Here is a 14992-nt window from a genome sequence, read left to right on the forward strand (position 1 = left end):
AACCATAGCGGGTAAAATCAAAACTGAAAAGATAAAAACATCTCAATTTAAAAAATAGAATACTTTATTTATAGAAGTCTCACTTGTGGAATCATAATCACCATTGCACAAATATCTTGCACGTTTTATGTTTCGTCATGTTGTGAAAAGGAAAGGAACAATGCCATCTAAGCTTACGCGCAATCAAACCTTAGTTCTAAACATTCTAAAAAATGAACAAGGACCTTTGAGTGCTTATGTAATTCTTGATCGCTTGCGTGACGAAGGGTTTCGCGCTCCTTTACAAGTTTATCGTGCATTAGAAGGGCTTCTTCAATTAAAGTGTATCCACCGCCTTGAAAGTGCAAATGCTTTTATGGCTTGTTTACATCCTGAAAATTGTCAATATGAACTCACAATTTTCATAATTTGCGAAAACTGTGGTAAGGTAAATGAAATACAAAACAAAGCTCTTGTATCCAGCCTTAAACGAATGGTTCAAGCAGTTGACTTCCAAGCACGGAGAAGCATTCTAGAAGTACGAGGCATTTGTAAAAAATGTGCAACAGAGTAATACTCTTACTTGTAAGTTTGTATCTTTAGCATTATGTGTTAACAATTGCCTCATTACTTGAAAAGCTCTTATTGTCCTCGCAGACATATTACTCTCTTCCTACAATGAAGCGCTTGTTTTACTCATTAAAACATAAAATTGAAGGTATAAATCCATGTCCATATCTGAAACAATTGTTTCAACCAGACATTTCATCAGAACAAAACAAAAGGAAATAATCTGCGTTCTTCTGATCGTTCTTGCGCTTTTTGTGATTTGGTTTAGTTATAAGTGGATAACACATTGGCGTTATATGATCTCCACTGATGATGCCTATGTACAAGGAGACATAGCAGCTATTGCACCTAAATTAAATGGATATATTAAGAAAATTGCTATTAAAGCCAATCAAGTTGTAAAAAAAGACGATGTTTTGTTCCACTTAGACAATGGCGATTATCAAATAGCCTTGAAACAAACAGAAAACTGTCTCAATACACAACAAAAAACTCTTCTACGCATTGACGCGCAAATTATAGCTGCTCACAGTGCTTTAGATGATGCGCAAGCACAAAAGGCGGCCGCTTCAGCCATAGCAACCAATGCACAACTAACCTTAAAACGCATCACAGAACTTAAAGCTAATCGTTATGCTCCCCAGTCTGATGTTGATGATGCTAAATCAGCTTATGAACAAGCCATTGCTAATGTTAAACGTGCAGATGCGCAAATAGCTGCAGCACACGCTAACATCCAAGTGCTAGAAGCACAACGAAGTGAAACAGAAAGCCAAACAAAGAGTTTAGAACTCACGCGTGAAAAAGCACAACGTGATCTTGATTCAACCATTATACGGGCTCCATTTGATGGAGTTATTGGAAATTTAACAGCAAAAACGGGGGACTTTGTTGGGAATGGCCAACGTCTTGCAGCGCTTGTCCCTATACATGCACTTTATGTTGAAGCGAACTATAAAGAAACACAGTTGCAAAATATTCGTGCTGGACAAACAGCTTATATTGCTGTTGATGCCTTCAAAAAAGATGTTTTTACAGGAACAGTGCTTTCTATTGCACCCGCAACAGGAGCTGTTTTTTCTCTCCTCCCTCCACAAAATGCCACCGGCAACTTCACCAAAATTGTCCAACGCATTCCAGTACGTGTTTCTATCCCGAAGGAAGCATTAAAAGGCGGGCGTATCCGAGCAGGAATGAGTGTTTCTGTACAAATTGATACACGTACGAAGCCGCAAAATGAAAATCTCTCATAATTCAAAGAAAAAATGATCTTTTCATGACATCTCCTACACCCGAATCCGATCATTCTCAAAAGCACGTAGGAATCCGTGAAATCGTGGTTTTTACTGCTATGGCTTTTGGTATGTTCATGGCTATTTTGGATATCCAAATCGTTTCCTCATCTTTGGCTGAAATTCAAGCTGGTCTCTCAGCAAGTTCTGAAGAAATTTCATGGGTTCAAACCTCCTATCTCATCGCTGAAGTTATCATGTTGCCCCTTTCTGGATTTTTGGGAAGAGTGCTTTCAACACGGATTTTCTTTAGCATTTCAGCTATCGGTTTTACTCTTACCTCTATTCTTTGTGCAACAGCCACATCTATCGAAGAGATGATTCTTTATCGAGCAGTTCAAGGCTTTATCGGTGGTGGTATCATCCCCAGTGTTTTTGTCGCTTCCTATACACTTTTTCCTCCTTCCAAACGCCCAATTGTGACCCCTATCGTTGGATTGGTAGCAACGTTAGCACCCACCATCGGTCCAACAGTGGGAGGTTATCTTTGCAATATCCTATCATGGCATTGGCTCTTTCTTATTAATGTGCCTTGTGGAATTATTATCTCAATTCTCGCTTGGAAATTGATTGATTTTGACAAAGCTAACTTTTCTTTAATGGCTAAATTTGACTGGTTAGGCTTTATTTCCATGGCGACCTTTCTAGGAACTTTGGAATATATTCTAGAAGAAGGCGCACGGAATGATTGGCTAAAGGATAATCTGATCTTTAATTTTTTCATCATCATGATCGTATCTGCTGGCATATTCTTCTGGCGCGTTTTTACGGCAAAAGAACCAATTGTTGACCTCTCTGCTTTCTCTAATTTTAATTTTTCGACTGCAGCAATTTTTTCCTTTATGCTTGGAATAGGTCTTTATGGACTCACATATATTTATCCTGTCTATTTGAGCCAAATCCGCCATTATGATGCTCTCATGATCGGAGAAACATTATTTATTTCGGGTTTAATTATGTTTTTTACTGCTCCTCTTGCCGGATTTCTTTCAACACGAATTGATGCACGTCTTATGATAGCGATGGGGCTTTTTGGCTTTGCATTAGGAACCTGGATGGCCAGTGGCATCACAGATAATTGGGATTTTTGGGAGCTCTTTTGGCCTCAAGTTTTTCGTGGTGCGTCAATTATGTTATGTATGGTGCCTATTAATGATATTGCCCTCGGAACACTCCCACCAGAACGAATGAAAAATGCCTCTGGACTTTTTAATCTCACACGCAATCTTGGTGGAGCCGTAGGACTTGCTATTATCAGCACTCTTATGATGAAACGCACAGATCTGCATTATGGACGAATAACTGAAACTCTCCAACAAGGAAACAGCAAAGTAACTGAAATGCTTTCAAGCCTCACTATGTATTTCAAATTTGCAACTTTTGATCCCCATACTCTTGCACTCTTCCAACTTTTTAATATGGTGCGTATACAAGCAATGGTGATGGCTTTGAGCGACATTTTCTTTATAATAACCATCATCTTTAGCATCTTAACATTCTTAACTATTTTTCTTAAGAAAATCCCACCAATCACTGATACTCCTCCAAAGCACTAAACTTAACCTTATGGATTTCGAGAAATATTCTTTTCTCTGTCAAAAGCTTTCTTCCATTCCCTCCTTTAAATATGTTTTAAGACACAAAACCTTATACTTAATAATTCGCTCAATGACATCTTGGTAAACACAACACACTGGTACGCTTTCAATGATTATCCATCACAAATTTTGATAAAACCATTTTAAAACTACGCAAAATCGTTGATATATCACCATGGATCAACAAAAAATTATTAAAGGAAATAAAGTTTACGGCAAAGGAGAAATCATACTACGAAATAAAGCTTCTCTCACACCTTGCTGAGAAAAACAAGAGACCAAAAAAACGAGTACTAAAACAGTCATCCTAAAACAGTCATCATAGGAAAAATAAAATTAAACAAACAAGTTCCTTAAGCAACTTTATGGTGCTCAAAAGAATTCCAATCCTCTAATTCTCCGCTTGGTGTCAAAACACCATGACACGATGTAAGATGTTGAGGAATCAATTCCAACGCTTGAAAACGATGTTTTTCATAAGGACCAGGCATTGCCAAATTTTTTGTGAGACTACTTGAAAAACCAAAACGTTGATAAAACGCACAATCACCCACAAGGAAGATAGCACCATAACCCAATTTTTTTGCCGTTTCAATCGCATGCCGCATAAGAACCGACCCTATCCCCATACCGGAGTATTCCACCGAAACAGCTAAGGGGCCCAAAAGCAAAGCATGCTGTATCTCATCTCGTCCTTTATTAAACTGAACATGCCAAAGACGCACAGTACCCACAAGCTCTCCAAGCACATTTTTGACGACAAAAGAAAGCCCATATGCAGCCAACCGACCACGACGTAAAACTTCTGACGATTTACGCTTACGCCCTTTTCCTAGAGTCACGTCAAGTAAGTGCTCCCGATAAGGCTTATCGGCTTCTTGCTCCAATGCGAGCATAAAAAGTGTACCATCTTTTGTCTGAAAATTAATCATCTTCATCTTTGCCACACGCCCCAATTACTTTACGACCACCACAAAGGAAAAACTTAAATCACATAGGATGGTAAAGGCTCAAAACCATTAAATGCAACAGACGCGTAAGTCGCCGTATAAGCACCAGTTCCATGAATTAATAACTCATCCCCTACTGTGAGGGATAAAGGTAACAAGTAAGGTGTTTTTTCATAGAGAACATCCGCCGAATCGCATGTTGGTCCCGCCAAAATACAAGGCTCCATTGCCTTATCATCATGAGGTGTCTCAATAGGATAGCGAATAGCTTCATCCATAGTCTCGGTAAGACCGTTAAATTTTCCAACATCAAGATAAACCCATCGAACATTATCATTGTCTGCTTTTTTAGATATAAGAACAACCTCTGTACGAATAACACCAGCGTTGCCAACCATCCCACGCCCTGGTTCAATAATCGTTTCAGGGATACGATTGCCAAAATATTTTTTTAATGAATCAAAAACAACCGTGCCATAAGCCTGCGTTGTAGGAACGTCTTTCAAATAACGCGTTGGAAAACCACCCCCCATATTAATTAATTTCAACGAAATTCCTTCTTGCTCCAAATGCCGAAAAACTGTCGCCGCATCTGATAAAGCACGATCCCATGCCCTGAGATCTGTTTGCTGTGACCCAACATGAAAGGAAACACCATGCGCTTGCAAGCCTAATTGATGTGCACGACGCAACACATCAACCGCCTTAGCAGGAACACAACCAAATTTACGTGATAATGGCCACTCTGCGCCTTTTCCATCAGTAAGAACCCGACAAAACACGCGAACTCCTGGAGCAGCACGAGCAATCTTTTCCACTTCTTCAACACAATCAACCGCATAAAGAGAAATACCCAACGCATATGCCTGCACAATATCACGCTCTTTTTTAATAGTATTCCCAAAAGAAATACGATCAGGTGTTGCTCCTGCTTTTAAAGCCATTTCAATTTCTGCTACCGAAGCCGCATCAAAAGAGGATCCTAAAGAAGCGAGCAAATTTAAAATTTCAGGCGCTGGATTCGCCTTTATCGCGTAAAAGATACGGGACTGTGGAAGAGCTTTTTCAAAATTTAAATAATTTTCACGGACAACATCAAGGTCAACAATTAAGCAGGGACCTTCAAAACGATGTGTTGCAAGAAAATCACGAATACGTTGCGTTGCCATCTGTCAATTCTCCCAGGGGATAATTTCATCCCCCTATGCCTGGACAACATAGAGCTGCCAATAGCCAAAGGACAAAATACATACAAGCACCTTTTGCACCCTGATCCTTTAATAACCAGGAAGAAAGCAACATTGCATGCAGCGAAAAACAGCGTGAAAATCACGTTGCTCTACTTTTTCTGCCTTTTTGATTGGAGTTGAGAAAACCACTTCCGCACTGAAGGCAATGAGGTGTGCCTCTATAGTTATCCCAGCATTTTGACAGCTGGAAGACACCAGAAAGGCCCGCACCGTCGTTGCTTCAAGATGTCCTCACTCTTTCGGTTGGCCGTAAGAATGACTGGAGTGGTTAGTTCCATGTACCGTACCGGTTAATCTCACCATTTGAGAACCAGCGGACACCCACAGGCACGTGCGACTTTGGGCAGGCTCCGATATAGGACGAATTCTTACTCATTTCAATCATTTTTTTAATTTTAAATGTTTTTTAATCTTTAAAGACAAATTGATGCAAAAAAGCAACACTTCTCTCAAGCAGAGAAGTCACCCTATCTCCTTTAATGAAACCGCAACCTTCACAAAAAAACATATTATTGTGCGACGAATTCACGATATTTCCTTTAAAAGAGCTTCTTTGCTTGGCTGCCTAAACCTATCTGTCAACATCACCCATAGTAAGGTATCACGCAAGATCTATTTGACCACCATCTTTATGTTTTATGAAATCATAAGCTGTTTCTATAACTATATTTATCCACGCCAGTATTACACTCGCATTCAAACAGCTCCTTAATAATTGCCTGTTTTATCCATTCTAAAACTATTTTTTAAGTCACACGCACCTCTATGGAAATGTCATTGAACAATTTTTGCTGTTTCAGAATTAAGAGGGTTTGAAACAAACCAAATACTACAAAGATCAAGGATATCTAATTCAAAATGTGCAGCGCTGATTTATATCTCTAAATCAATAGCTTAATTTTTCATACAAAACAAAAGACCGGGCAATGCCCAGCCTTATAAAACACTTTTCCGCTAACAATGAAAATTCTTTTTTCTTAACAATAAAAAAAGAAAAAACTTGAAGCCCCACAGTACGCTCGCTTGTATCACGCTTGTATCACTCTTGATGAGAATGCATTGCGCGCAATTTTGATAATTGGATCTGCCTATGACGTTCGCGAAAGCGCTCTCTATCAACTTCACTTCGCTTATTATAACAAGCATCACACGAGACACCTGCCTCATAATGAGGCGATAATTTGCCTTCAGCATTAAGAGGATAACGACATGCGCGACATAATTCGCGTCCGCATTCTTCAAGACCATGTTTTACAGAAACACGCTCATCAAAAACAAAACACTCACCCCACCACAAACTCTCTTCTTTTGGAATTGTTTCCAAGTATTTAAGAATCCCACCTTTTAAATGGTAAACCTGCTCATAACCAAGCTCACGAACATAAGCTGTTGATTTTTCACACCGAATACCGCCTGTACAAAACATAGCCATTTTCTTTTTCTTTTTTAAATCAGCTTCATGTTTGCGTACCCATTCAGGAAATTCGCGAAATGTTTTAATACCCGGATCAATCGCCCCTTGAAAACTGCCAATCGCATATTCATAATCGTTACGCGTATCGATGAGAAGCGTTTCTTCATCTTGAATAAGGGCATTCCAATCTTCAGGATCCACATAAGTCCCAACAATTTTTAATGGATTAATGCCTTCAACCCCCATTGTTACAATCTCTTTTTTCAACCGTACTTTCATGCGATGAAAAGGCATTTTTGATGCCCATGAGTATTTAATCTCGGGCGTTTGAAATGCTGGCTCAGTTTTAATAAAATTGACCAATTCCTCAATCGCCCTACAAGATCCAGCAATAGTTCCATTAATTCCTTCTTGTGCTAAAAGTAGAGTACCTTTGATATCCTTTGCTTGACATAAATCTAGCAAAGGCTTTTGTAATTGGCGATAATGCTTCAAATCCGCGAAACAATAAAGAGCCGCAACTTTAAAATTCTTTTCCATAATCTTGCCATAACGCGCGTTTCATTCAATTTCAAGACCTATTCATGTGTTCTTAAGGATATTTGTGCTGACTCAGACTATACGCATCACGTCATCTTTACAGAGAAAGAACACCATGCGCCAAAAAATAGAGCGCCTTTTATCACTTCTCCAAGAACAAACCATTATAATAACTGTTTTGCGTATTGATGATCTACAAAGTGCTATCCCCTTAGAACGCTCTCTTGTCAAAGGGGGATTGAAAACAATTGAGATCACATTGCGAACACCAAACGCACGCAATGCAATTAAAGCAATTACACAAGAAGTACCCGAATCAATTTTCGGAGCAGGAACAATTCTCAACCGTATACACTATGAACAAACTGAACGCGCAGGAGCAAAATTTATCATTAAGCCCCGGCTTATCAAAAAATTAATCGATTGTGCAAAAAACAGCAAAATTCCTCTTCTCCTCAGTACTGCTACATCAAGTGAATTAATAAAAGCATTGGATAAAGGTTATTCATATCTTAAATTTTTTCCTGCTGAAGCAGCTGGAGGTATTGCCTTTGCATAAACTTTAGCCTTCTCCTTTTCTGAAATCCAATTTTCTCAACAGGCGACATTACACAAAAAAATGCTGCTTCATGGCTCCAACTTTCTAATGTCTTCTATGTTGGCGGTTCTTGGATAGCTGCTAGAAATCTTATCACACCGGGGAATTGGGATGCAATTAGCGCATTAGCACAGACTGCAGCACAACTATCCTCTCACCCTACAAACGCGCGCTCTACAACATAAGTAGCAGGTGCATTGTTGGCACCTTCAATAAGACCAAAGGATTCACACATTCTTGCACAATCTTTCAGCATCGCCATGGAACCGCAAATCATTACCCGATCTTCATTAGAATGAATTTTCGGTAAACCGGTTGTTTCAAAAAAAGCACCACTCTCCATAACAGTCGTAATGCGCCCCATATGCTTAGAAGATTCGCGAGTGGTCATGGGATAAAACTTCAACTGTTTCACATATTCACCAATCAGCGGATCTTGCTGCAAAGAGTCAACAAGATCTTTTGCATAAGTAAGCTCATCTCGCTCACGGGTTGTTTGAATAAGGACTACTTCTGAAAATTTTTCATAGGTTTCAGGATCACGGATAAGACTTGCAAAGGGAGCAACCCCTGTCCCCGTTGACAGAAGATAAAGGCGCTTTCCAGGAATAAGGGCATCAAGAACTAATGTTCCAGTAGATTTTTTACGCATTAAAACTGTATCACCAATTTTAATTTTTTGGAGATGTTCAGTTAATGGTCCTCCTGGAACTTTAATCGAAAAAAACTCAAGCTGTTCATCCCAAAATGGACTTGCGATCGAATAAGCGCGATAAATTGGCTTTTCTGCATTTGGCAAACCGATCATAACAAACTCACCTGAACGAAAACGAAAACTTTCCGGACGATTCAGACGAAATTTAAACAAACGGTCTGTATAATGATAAACTTCCTGAACGGTAAGCGCAAACACATTTTCAGGAATCGGAAAACTTGATGAAACGCTGTTGATGTTTGACTGAACATGGGTGGCAGGCGTATTCATAAAACTCTTCCCTAATTTTTTATTGAATATGAACTTAAAATTCAAAAATGATATAATGCTTGCACAACCATCTGCCAATATTTCTGTTAAAACATAAACCTCTAAATTAACATTTTAGCATAAAAATTGGCTTAATAGATAAATAGCGAGAAAAGCCTATCATATTCAATAAGTGTAAAAAACCAGATGACCAACAAGTTCAGCACCACCTTTAGTGGCAATCTATAATTAAGCAAGACATATTGACTGCATCAAATTATTTTTAACTTCAAAATATTGGGGAATACTCGTAGAATAATGAAGAATTTTTATGATTGGCAGCACGCATTTGTCCTCTCTACAAAACCCTAAGAGGGAGAAAGCCTTTAATTAACACATACTTAACCACAAATCCGCTACTCATTATATGTCACAATAACGCACACAACAGAAAACAAATCTGCCTATTTTATCAAAAATGAAACATTTTACATCAAACGATTGCTATCATAGCGTATAAATCAGTATAAATACCGCATAATTGGTATAAAATATTCAGGACTTTGAAAATCACAAACAATATTTGCATCCTCTTGGCCATCATAGGAGCATCTATGCAATACTTAAAGGGAACTTTGTGACTTATCGATAAAGATAGGATTTTAAAATGAACAAATCCATGAATAATAAAGCAAACCCATTACTTCCTTATACAGCTGTAGCAACCATCGATGTGAGTGCCATTGTTGCTAATTATAAAACTTTAGCCCAACATGTTGCTCCAGCTGAATGTTCAGCAGTTGTGAAAGCCAATGCTTATGGGCTGGGTGCTGATAAAATTGCCCCGGCACTCTATCGTGCTGGTTGCCGCATTTTTTTTGTAGCTCAAATCGAAGAAGCACTTCAATTAAAAGACATTTTACCGTCAAATGTTACACTTGCTCTTCTTAATGGACCTCCACACGCTACAGAAGAGTTTATAGCTCAAGCAGGTATTGTCCCTGTTCTAAACTCTTGGAATGCCATTGAAAATTGGCAAAAACTTTGTCAAAAAAAGGATAAAAAATTTCCCGCAATCATTCAAATCGATACCAATATGAATCGATTAGGACTTGATAAAAAAGAATTACAACAACTTATCAAAAAACCGACTGTTTTTGAAAAAGCAGAGATAAAATATATCCTCAGTCACCTTGCGAACGGAGATGATGCAACACATTCCTCCAATTATACACAATTGGCTGCTTTTAAAACCGTACTTACACAATTGCCTACCTGCAGAGCTTCCTTTGCCAATTCTGGTGGTATTTTTCTTGGTCCAGATTTTTATTTTGACCTTGTTCGCCCAGGCATTGCACTTTACGGAATCGATCCCCAAGGAAAACATCCAACCCTTTTCAAACCTGTTTTAAAACTTGAAGCTCAAGTCATTCAAAGCCGCTCTATTGAGGCAGGAATCCCCGTTGGTTACGAAGAAAGTTTCATTACCAGAAGACCAAGCACTCTCATAACCATTTCTATCGGCTATGCAGACGGTTGGCTACGCATTCTTTCAAATAAAGGAACCGTTTATTTCAATGGGCACAAACTCCCTATTGTTGGACGTATTTCGATGGATTCCATGACAGTGGATGCTACCAATCTTGATAAAAAACCTCAAAGCGGTGACTGGGTAGAACTCATCGGACCTCATCAAACACTTAAAAAAGTATCGATAGATGCCAACACCATTCCTCATGAAATTCTGACTTCTTTAGGATCTCGCTATCAACGTATTTATATTTAAATTATGACAGCACTATCAAAGAAACAAAAGAATGAAAATCATCATTCTCAGAAAGTACTCTTGTGAGCAAACCTTTCAAAAAAGACATCACGACAGCTAACCATATAACATGCTCATAGCACTGTTTTCTCACACGCATGGGAATCTTATCTGATCAAACGACTTTTGATTTCCTGCTGTATTGAAACTGTTTTCACTAAAACCACAAGACTTTGTTCATAAGCTTTTCGCTCCACAAGCGAACATAAAAGAATACCCTGCAAAGTTTTTAAAATTGATTGCCGTTATGAAGAAATAAGCCAGAACCATCCTTTTCTTTCCCAGTCCCCAATGTTGCTTATCTTCTCTTGCATTAAAATGATTCACAAAAGGCAAATCGAGTCCTTTTTTAAACGATTTTTATCCCCAAACCTATCCCTCTTGTAACGTACAAACAAATAGTTCTTTTCATGACTCTGAATCAGAGAGGATGAAAGGAAAAAATTTTTCTGTACTCAGAACTTTCATTCAAGAGGAAAAAGATGTATTATCATTATAAATCAATATCTTAAATTTATACATCTCTGTGTTATAACATTGGCGTTTCAAACATCAATCGATCTATGTAAATAACCTACAGCTTTCCATTGAAAAGATTTGATCAAATGAAAAAACTAAAGCCTCAGTTTGAATAAATTATAGTTTCAATGATCCCCCCCTAGGAGATTATTGATCCTAACGCACCTGCCTATTTTAATAATATGTTATCCTTTTAAAGGGATTTTAACGAAACTTTCTAAGCCTTCCACAACCTCTTCATCAATATTCCTTCTGAAAATACGAAAAGGAAACAGAGCAAGCAAAATGATCAATGCGTGAAGCATACCACCAATGAAAAAAATGATATAACGTCTGTTGATCACATTACGGAAAAAGCACACTCTTATAAACTCTAGCGGATTGATATAGATACGAATCTAATAAATTCTAATCCTCAATTACACACCGCAATCAATTAATTTTATTGATATTTTTAAGGATTAGGAATCCTGTAATATCGGGAAGAGGATTTTCAACCGTGCCTCTACAAAATGCATCCTTTTTTTGCGAGCTTTCTCTCCTAATTTTTTTAATTCTCCTAAGTTACGCTGCACAAAACTCATCAAAATTTTAGAAAACATGTAAGCAAACTTCATAGCTAAAAAGATCAGTACGTGATTCAAAAAGCCCACACAAAATATGTGGGCTTTTCTCGTCAATGCAAACAAATAAATTTAAGAGGTGTTTCCCAATGGTGGACAAGAACAAATGAGTACTCTGTCCCCCGCAACATTATCAATACGGGAAACAGGAGGCCAATATTTATTCGTTGGATCAAGATGATGATTGGGAAAAGCAGCCTCCTGTCGCGAATAAGGATGTACCCAAGCATCATCTAGTGTATCCACCAATGTATGTGGTGCATTGACCAATGGATTATCATCTTTTGGCCAAACACCTGCACCAACTTTCTCAGCTTCTTCAGCAATAGAAAGCAAAGCATCACAAAAGCGATCAATCTCTGCTTTTGGCTCTGATTCTGTTGGCTCAATCATCAAAGTCCCGGGAACTGGAAACGACATCGTCGGCGCATGGAATCCATAATCTATGAGACGTTTTGCGATATCATCAACACTTACTCCATACTGCTCTTTCAATACGCGTGTATCCACAATACATTCGTGTGCAACACGTCCATGCTTGCCCCGATACAGAATGGAATAAGCCTGTGAAAGACGCTCAGCGATATAATTGGCATTCAAAATTGCTGTTTGCGTCGCATATTTCAAGCCTTCAGCACCCATCATCCGAATATACATCCATGTAATCACAAGAATCGATGCACTTCCATAAGGGGCTGCGGAAACCGCATGTGTTGTTCCGTTTTGTGCATGTCCTGGTAAAAATGGCTTTAGATGTTCAGCTACTCCAATCGGGCCAACACCAGGACCACCACCACCATGGGGAATTGCAAATGTTTTATGAAGGTTCATATGACAAACATCCGCCCCAATATCTGCCGGACGAGTAAGCCCAACAAGTGCATTGAGATTAGCACCATCAAAATAAACTTGTCCTCCATTTTCATGGATAAGCGAGCAAATGTCCTTAATATTTTCCTCATAAACACCGTGTGTTGAAGGATAGGTGATCATTAAAGCGGCTAAACGATCCTTATGCAATTGTGCTTTCATTTTGAGATCATCAATATCAACATCACCATCGCTTAAGCATTTCACCACAACAACTTCCATACCCGCCATATGGGCTGAAGCCGGATTGGTACCATGTGCTGATGCAGGAACAAGACAAAGTGTGCGTTGATTTTCCCCACGTGACTGATAATACCGGCGGATAGCCAAAAGCCCGGCATATTCACCTTGTGCACCAGAGTTTGGCTGAAAAGAAACCTGTGCAAACCCTGTAATTTCACACAACCACGCATTTAACTGATTAATCATTTCCTGATAACCCGCCGCATCCTCTTTAGGAACAAAGGGGTGTATATTGGCTACCGTAGGCCAACTTACAGGCATCAATTCAGCGGCCGCATTAAGCTTCATTGTACAAGAACCAAGCGGAATCATTGCCCGGTCCAATGCCAAATCCTTATCTGACAAACGACGCAAAAAGCGCATCATGTCCGTCTCTGAATGAACCACATGAAAGAAAGGCTGTGAAAGAAAAGCGGCATCACGTCCTTTACCCCAAAGTCGTGGAGAAACCTGATCAACGAGTTGTGCCCCAAAAAGCTGTGCTAAAGTACAAGCATCCTCTTCTGTTGACAATTCATCAAAATTGACCGCAACTCTGTCATCATCAAGAATACGAACAAGGCGTCCACCTGCTTTCGCTTGGCGCGCAATCTCTTGAGCTTTTCCCTTCACAACGACGCTTACACAATCGAAAAAGGACTCTCCTTCACAAGGGATACCTGCTGCCTCTAAACCACCCATAAAACGGCATGTTAAAGAATGAATCCGCTGAGCAATTTCCTGTAAGCCTTGTGGCCCATGCCAAACAGCATAAGCTGTTGCCATATTTGCCAACAAAGCTTGTGCTGTACAAATGTTTGACGTTGCTTTATCGCGCCGGATATGTTGTTCACGTGTTTGCAACGCTAAACGAAAACCAACACGCCCTTTTGTATCCACTGATTGACCAACAATACGCCCTGGAATGAGACGTGTTAGCGCATCACTGACCGCAAGATAACCAGCATGTGGACCACCAAATCCCATTGGAACTCCATAGCGCTGCATAGAGCCAACAACAATATCAGCCCCCCATTGAGCTGGCGGTTCCATAAGCGTAAGCGCCAAAGGATCAGCAACAACGATCACCAGTGCTCCTTTTGCCTTTGCCTCTTTAATGACTTCACTGTAATCGTTAAAAAAGCCTTTTGTATCTGGCCAAGACAAAACGATCGCAGCTGTATTAGAACAAATTTCGCTATTTTCACTAATGGAAATGCCTTGTGTTTCAGCACGCGTTTGTACGACACTCAAAATTTGAGGATGCAAAAGACTCTGAAGGGAAATTTTTGTTTTCTTTTCACGCGCAAAACGTACAGCTACCGCATTGGCTTCGGCTAAAGCTGTTGCTTCATCAAGAAGTGAAGCAGCTGCAACAGGCAAACCGGTGAGTTCACTAATCAACGTCTGAAAATAAAATAAAAGCTCTAAACGGCCTTGGCTAATTTCGGCCTGATAAGGCGTATAAGCAGTATACCAAGCTGGATTTTCAAAAAGATTCCGCAAAATAACCGGAGGCACGCATGTTCCATGATACCCCTGCCCAATAAAACTTTTGTGCACATGATTACGCCCCATAATCTTGGAGAGTTCTTCTAGAGCTTGTCCTTCACTCACTGCCTTTGGGAGATTAAGCACCCGTCCCAAATGGATAGAGTGAGGAATAGCTTGAGAGACGAGTGTATCGATACAATCAAGTCCCAAAACATCAAGCATTTTTTGTGTTTCATCGGAACGAAGCCCAATATGCCGAGAAAAAAAAGAGCGTTCTTGCATAA

9 protein-coding genes and 1 pseudogene are annotated in these 14992 nt (G+C 39.4%); 5 read left to right on the plus strand and 5 right to left on the minus strand.

Going from position 1 to position 14992, the window contains the following annotated elements:
• Positions 1-160 precede the first annotated feature (160 nt).
• The 3 genes from MF1_RS04890 to MF1_RS04900 all read left to right on the plus strand — a co-directional run bounded on the left by MF1_RS04890 (position 161) and on the right by MF1_RS04900 (position 3397).
• Positions 161-553 carry a Fur family transcriptional regulator gene (locus tag MF1_RS04890; protein ID WP_042995439.1) on the plus strand — a complete coding sequence of 131 codons (393 nt, stop codon included), beginning with the start codon at positions 161-163 and terminating at the stop codon, positions 551-553.
• Between the two features lie 154 nt (positions 554-707).
• Positions 708-1802, plus strand: coding sequence for an HlyD family secretion protein (locus MF1_RS04895; protein WP_161510595.1), 1095 nt, complete (start codon positions 708-710; stop codon positions 1800-1802).
• Between the two features lie 23 nt (positions 1803-1825).
• Entirely contained in the window at positions 1826-3397 is a 1572-nt protein-coding gene (locus MF1_RS04900; protein ID WP_161510596.1) for a DHA2 family efflux MFS transporter permease subunit, read from the plus strand.
• 395 nt (positions 3398-3792) lie between these two features.
• Here MF1_RS04900 and MF1_RS04905 read toward each other — a convergent pair whose 3' ends face one another.
• From MF1_RS04905 to trhO, 3 genes are all read right to left on the minus strand, one after another.
• Entirely contained in the window at positions 3793-4377 is a 585-nt protein-coding gene (locus tag MF1_RS04905; protein ID WP_042995594.1) for a GNAT family N-acetyltransferase, read from the minus strand.
• Positions 4378-4424: 47 nt separating this feature from the next.
• The gene (locus MF1_RS04910; protein ID WP_014924360.1) at positions 4425-5558 is read right to left on the minus strand and encodes a type III PLP-dependent enzyme; all 1134 of its coding nucleotides are present in this window, start codon (positions 5556-5558) and stop codon (positions 4425-4427) included.
• A 1120-nt stretch (positions 5559-6678) separates the two neighbouring features.
• Positions 6679-7593, minus strand: a complete 915-nt coding sequence (trhO, locus tag MF1_RS04915) for an oxygen-dependent tRNA uridine(34) hydroxylase TrhO (protein ID WP_161510597.1) — start codon at positions 7591-7593, stop codon at positions 6679-6681.
• Between the two features lie 115 nt (positions 7594-7708).
• Here trhO and eda point away from each other — a divergent pair.
• Positions 7709-8376 (plus strand): annotated as a pseudogene (gene eda, locus MF1_RS04920) (bifunctional 4-hydroxy-2-oxoglutarate aldolase/2-dehydro-3-deoxy-phosphogluconate aldolase).
• Here eda and MF1_RS04925 read toward each other — a convergent pair.
• Complete coding sequence (locus MF1_RS04925) at positions 8346-9176, minus strand: ferredoxin--NADP reductase (RefSeq protein WP_014924362.1); 831 nt, start codon at positions 9174-9176, stop codon at positions 8346-8348. The pseudogene eda and the gene MF1_RS04925 overlap by 31 nt on opposite strands.
• A gap of 646 nt (positions 9177-9822) precedes the next feature.
• Between MF1_RS04925 and alr the strand changes: the two genes are divergently transcribed.
• Positions 9823-10941 (plus strand): alanine racemase, encoded by a 1119-nt coding sequence (alr, locus tag MF1_RS04930; protein ID WP_161510598.1) that lies wholly within the window; start codon positions 9823-9825, stop codon positions 10939-10941.
• 1253 nt (positions 10942-12194) lie between these two features.
• Here the strand turns inward: alr and gcvP are convergent.
• Positions 12195-14990, minus strand: a complete 2796-nt coding sequence (gene gcvP / locus MF1_RS04935; protein WP_161510769.1) for an aminomethyl-transferring glycine dehydrogenase — start codon at positions 14988-14990, stop codon at positions 12195-12197.
• Positions 14991-14992: the final 2 nt, after the last annotated feature.

This window comes from Bartonella quintana, from assembly GCF_009936175.1.
Classification (GTDB): domain Bacteria; phylum Pseudomonadota; class Alphaproteobacteria; order Rhizobiales; family Rhizobiaceae; genus Bartonella; species Bartonella quintana.

Coding starts and splice junctions, on each gene's coding strand:
- MF1_RS04905 (WP_042995594.1), bottom strand. CDS start 4,377: ATGAAGATGATTAATTTTCAGACAAAAGATGGTACACTTTTTATGCTC.
- MF1_RS04895 (WP_161510595.1), top strand. CDS start 708: ATGTCCATATCTGAAACAATTGTTTCAACCAGACATTTCATCAGAACA.
- MF1_RS04925 (WP_014924362.1), bottom strand. CDS start 9,176: ATGAATACGCCTGCCACCCATGTTCAGTCAAACATCAACAGCGTTTCA.
- MF1_RS04910 (WP_014924360.1), bottom strand. CDS start 5,558: ATGGCAACGCAACGTATTCGTGATTTTCTTGCAACACATCGTTTTGAA.
- alr (WP_161510598.1), top strand. CDS start 9,823: ATGAACAAATCCATGAATAATAAAGCAAACCCATTACTTCCTTATACA.
- MF1_RS04890 (WP_042995439.1), top strand. CDS start 161: ATGCCATCTAAGCTTACGCGCAATCAAACCTTAGTTCTAAACATTCTA.
- trhO (WP_161510597.1), bottom strand. CDS start 7,593: ATGGAAAAGAATTTTAAAGTTGCGGCTCTTTATTGTTTCGCGGATTTG.
- gcvP (WP_161510769.1), bottom strand. CDS start 14,990: ATGCAAGAACGCTCTTTTTTTTCTCGGCATATTGGGCTTCGTTCCGAT.
- MF1_RS04900 (WP_161510596.1), top strand. CDS start 1,826: ATGACATCTCCTACACCCGAATCCGATCATTCTCAAAAGCACGTAGGA.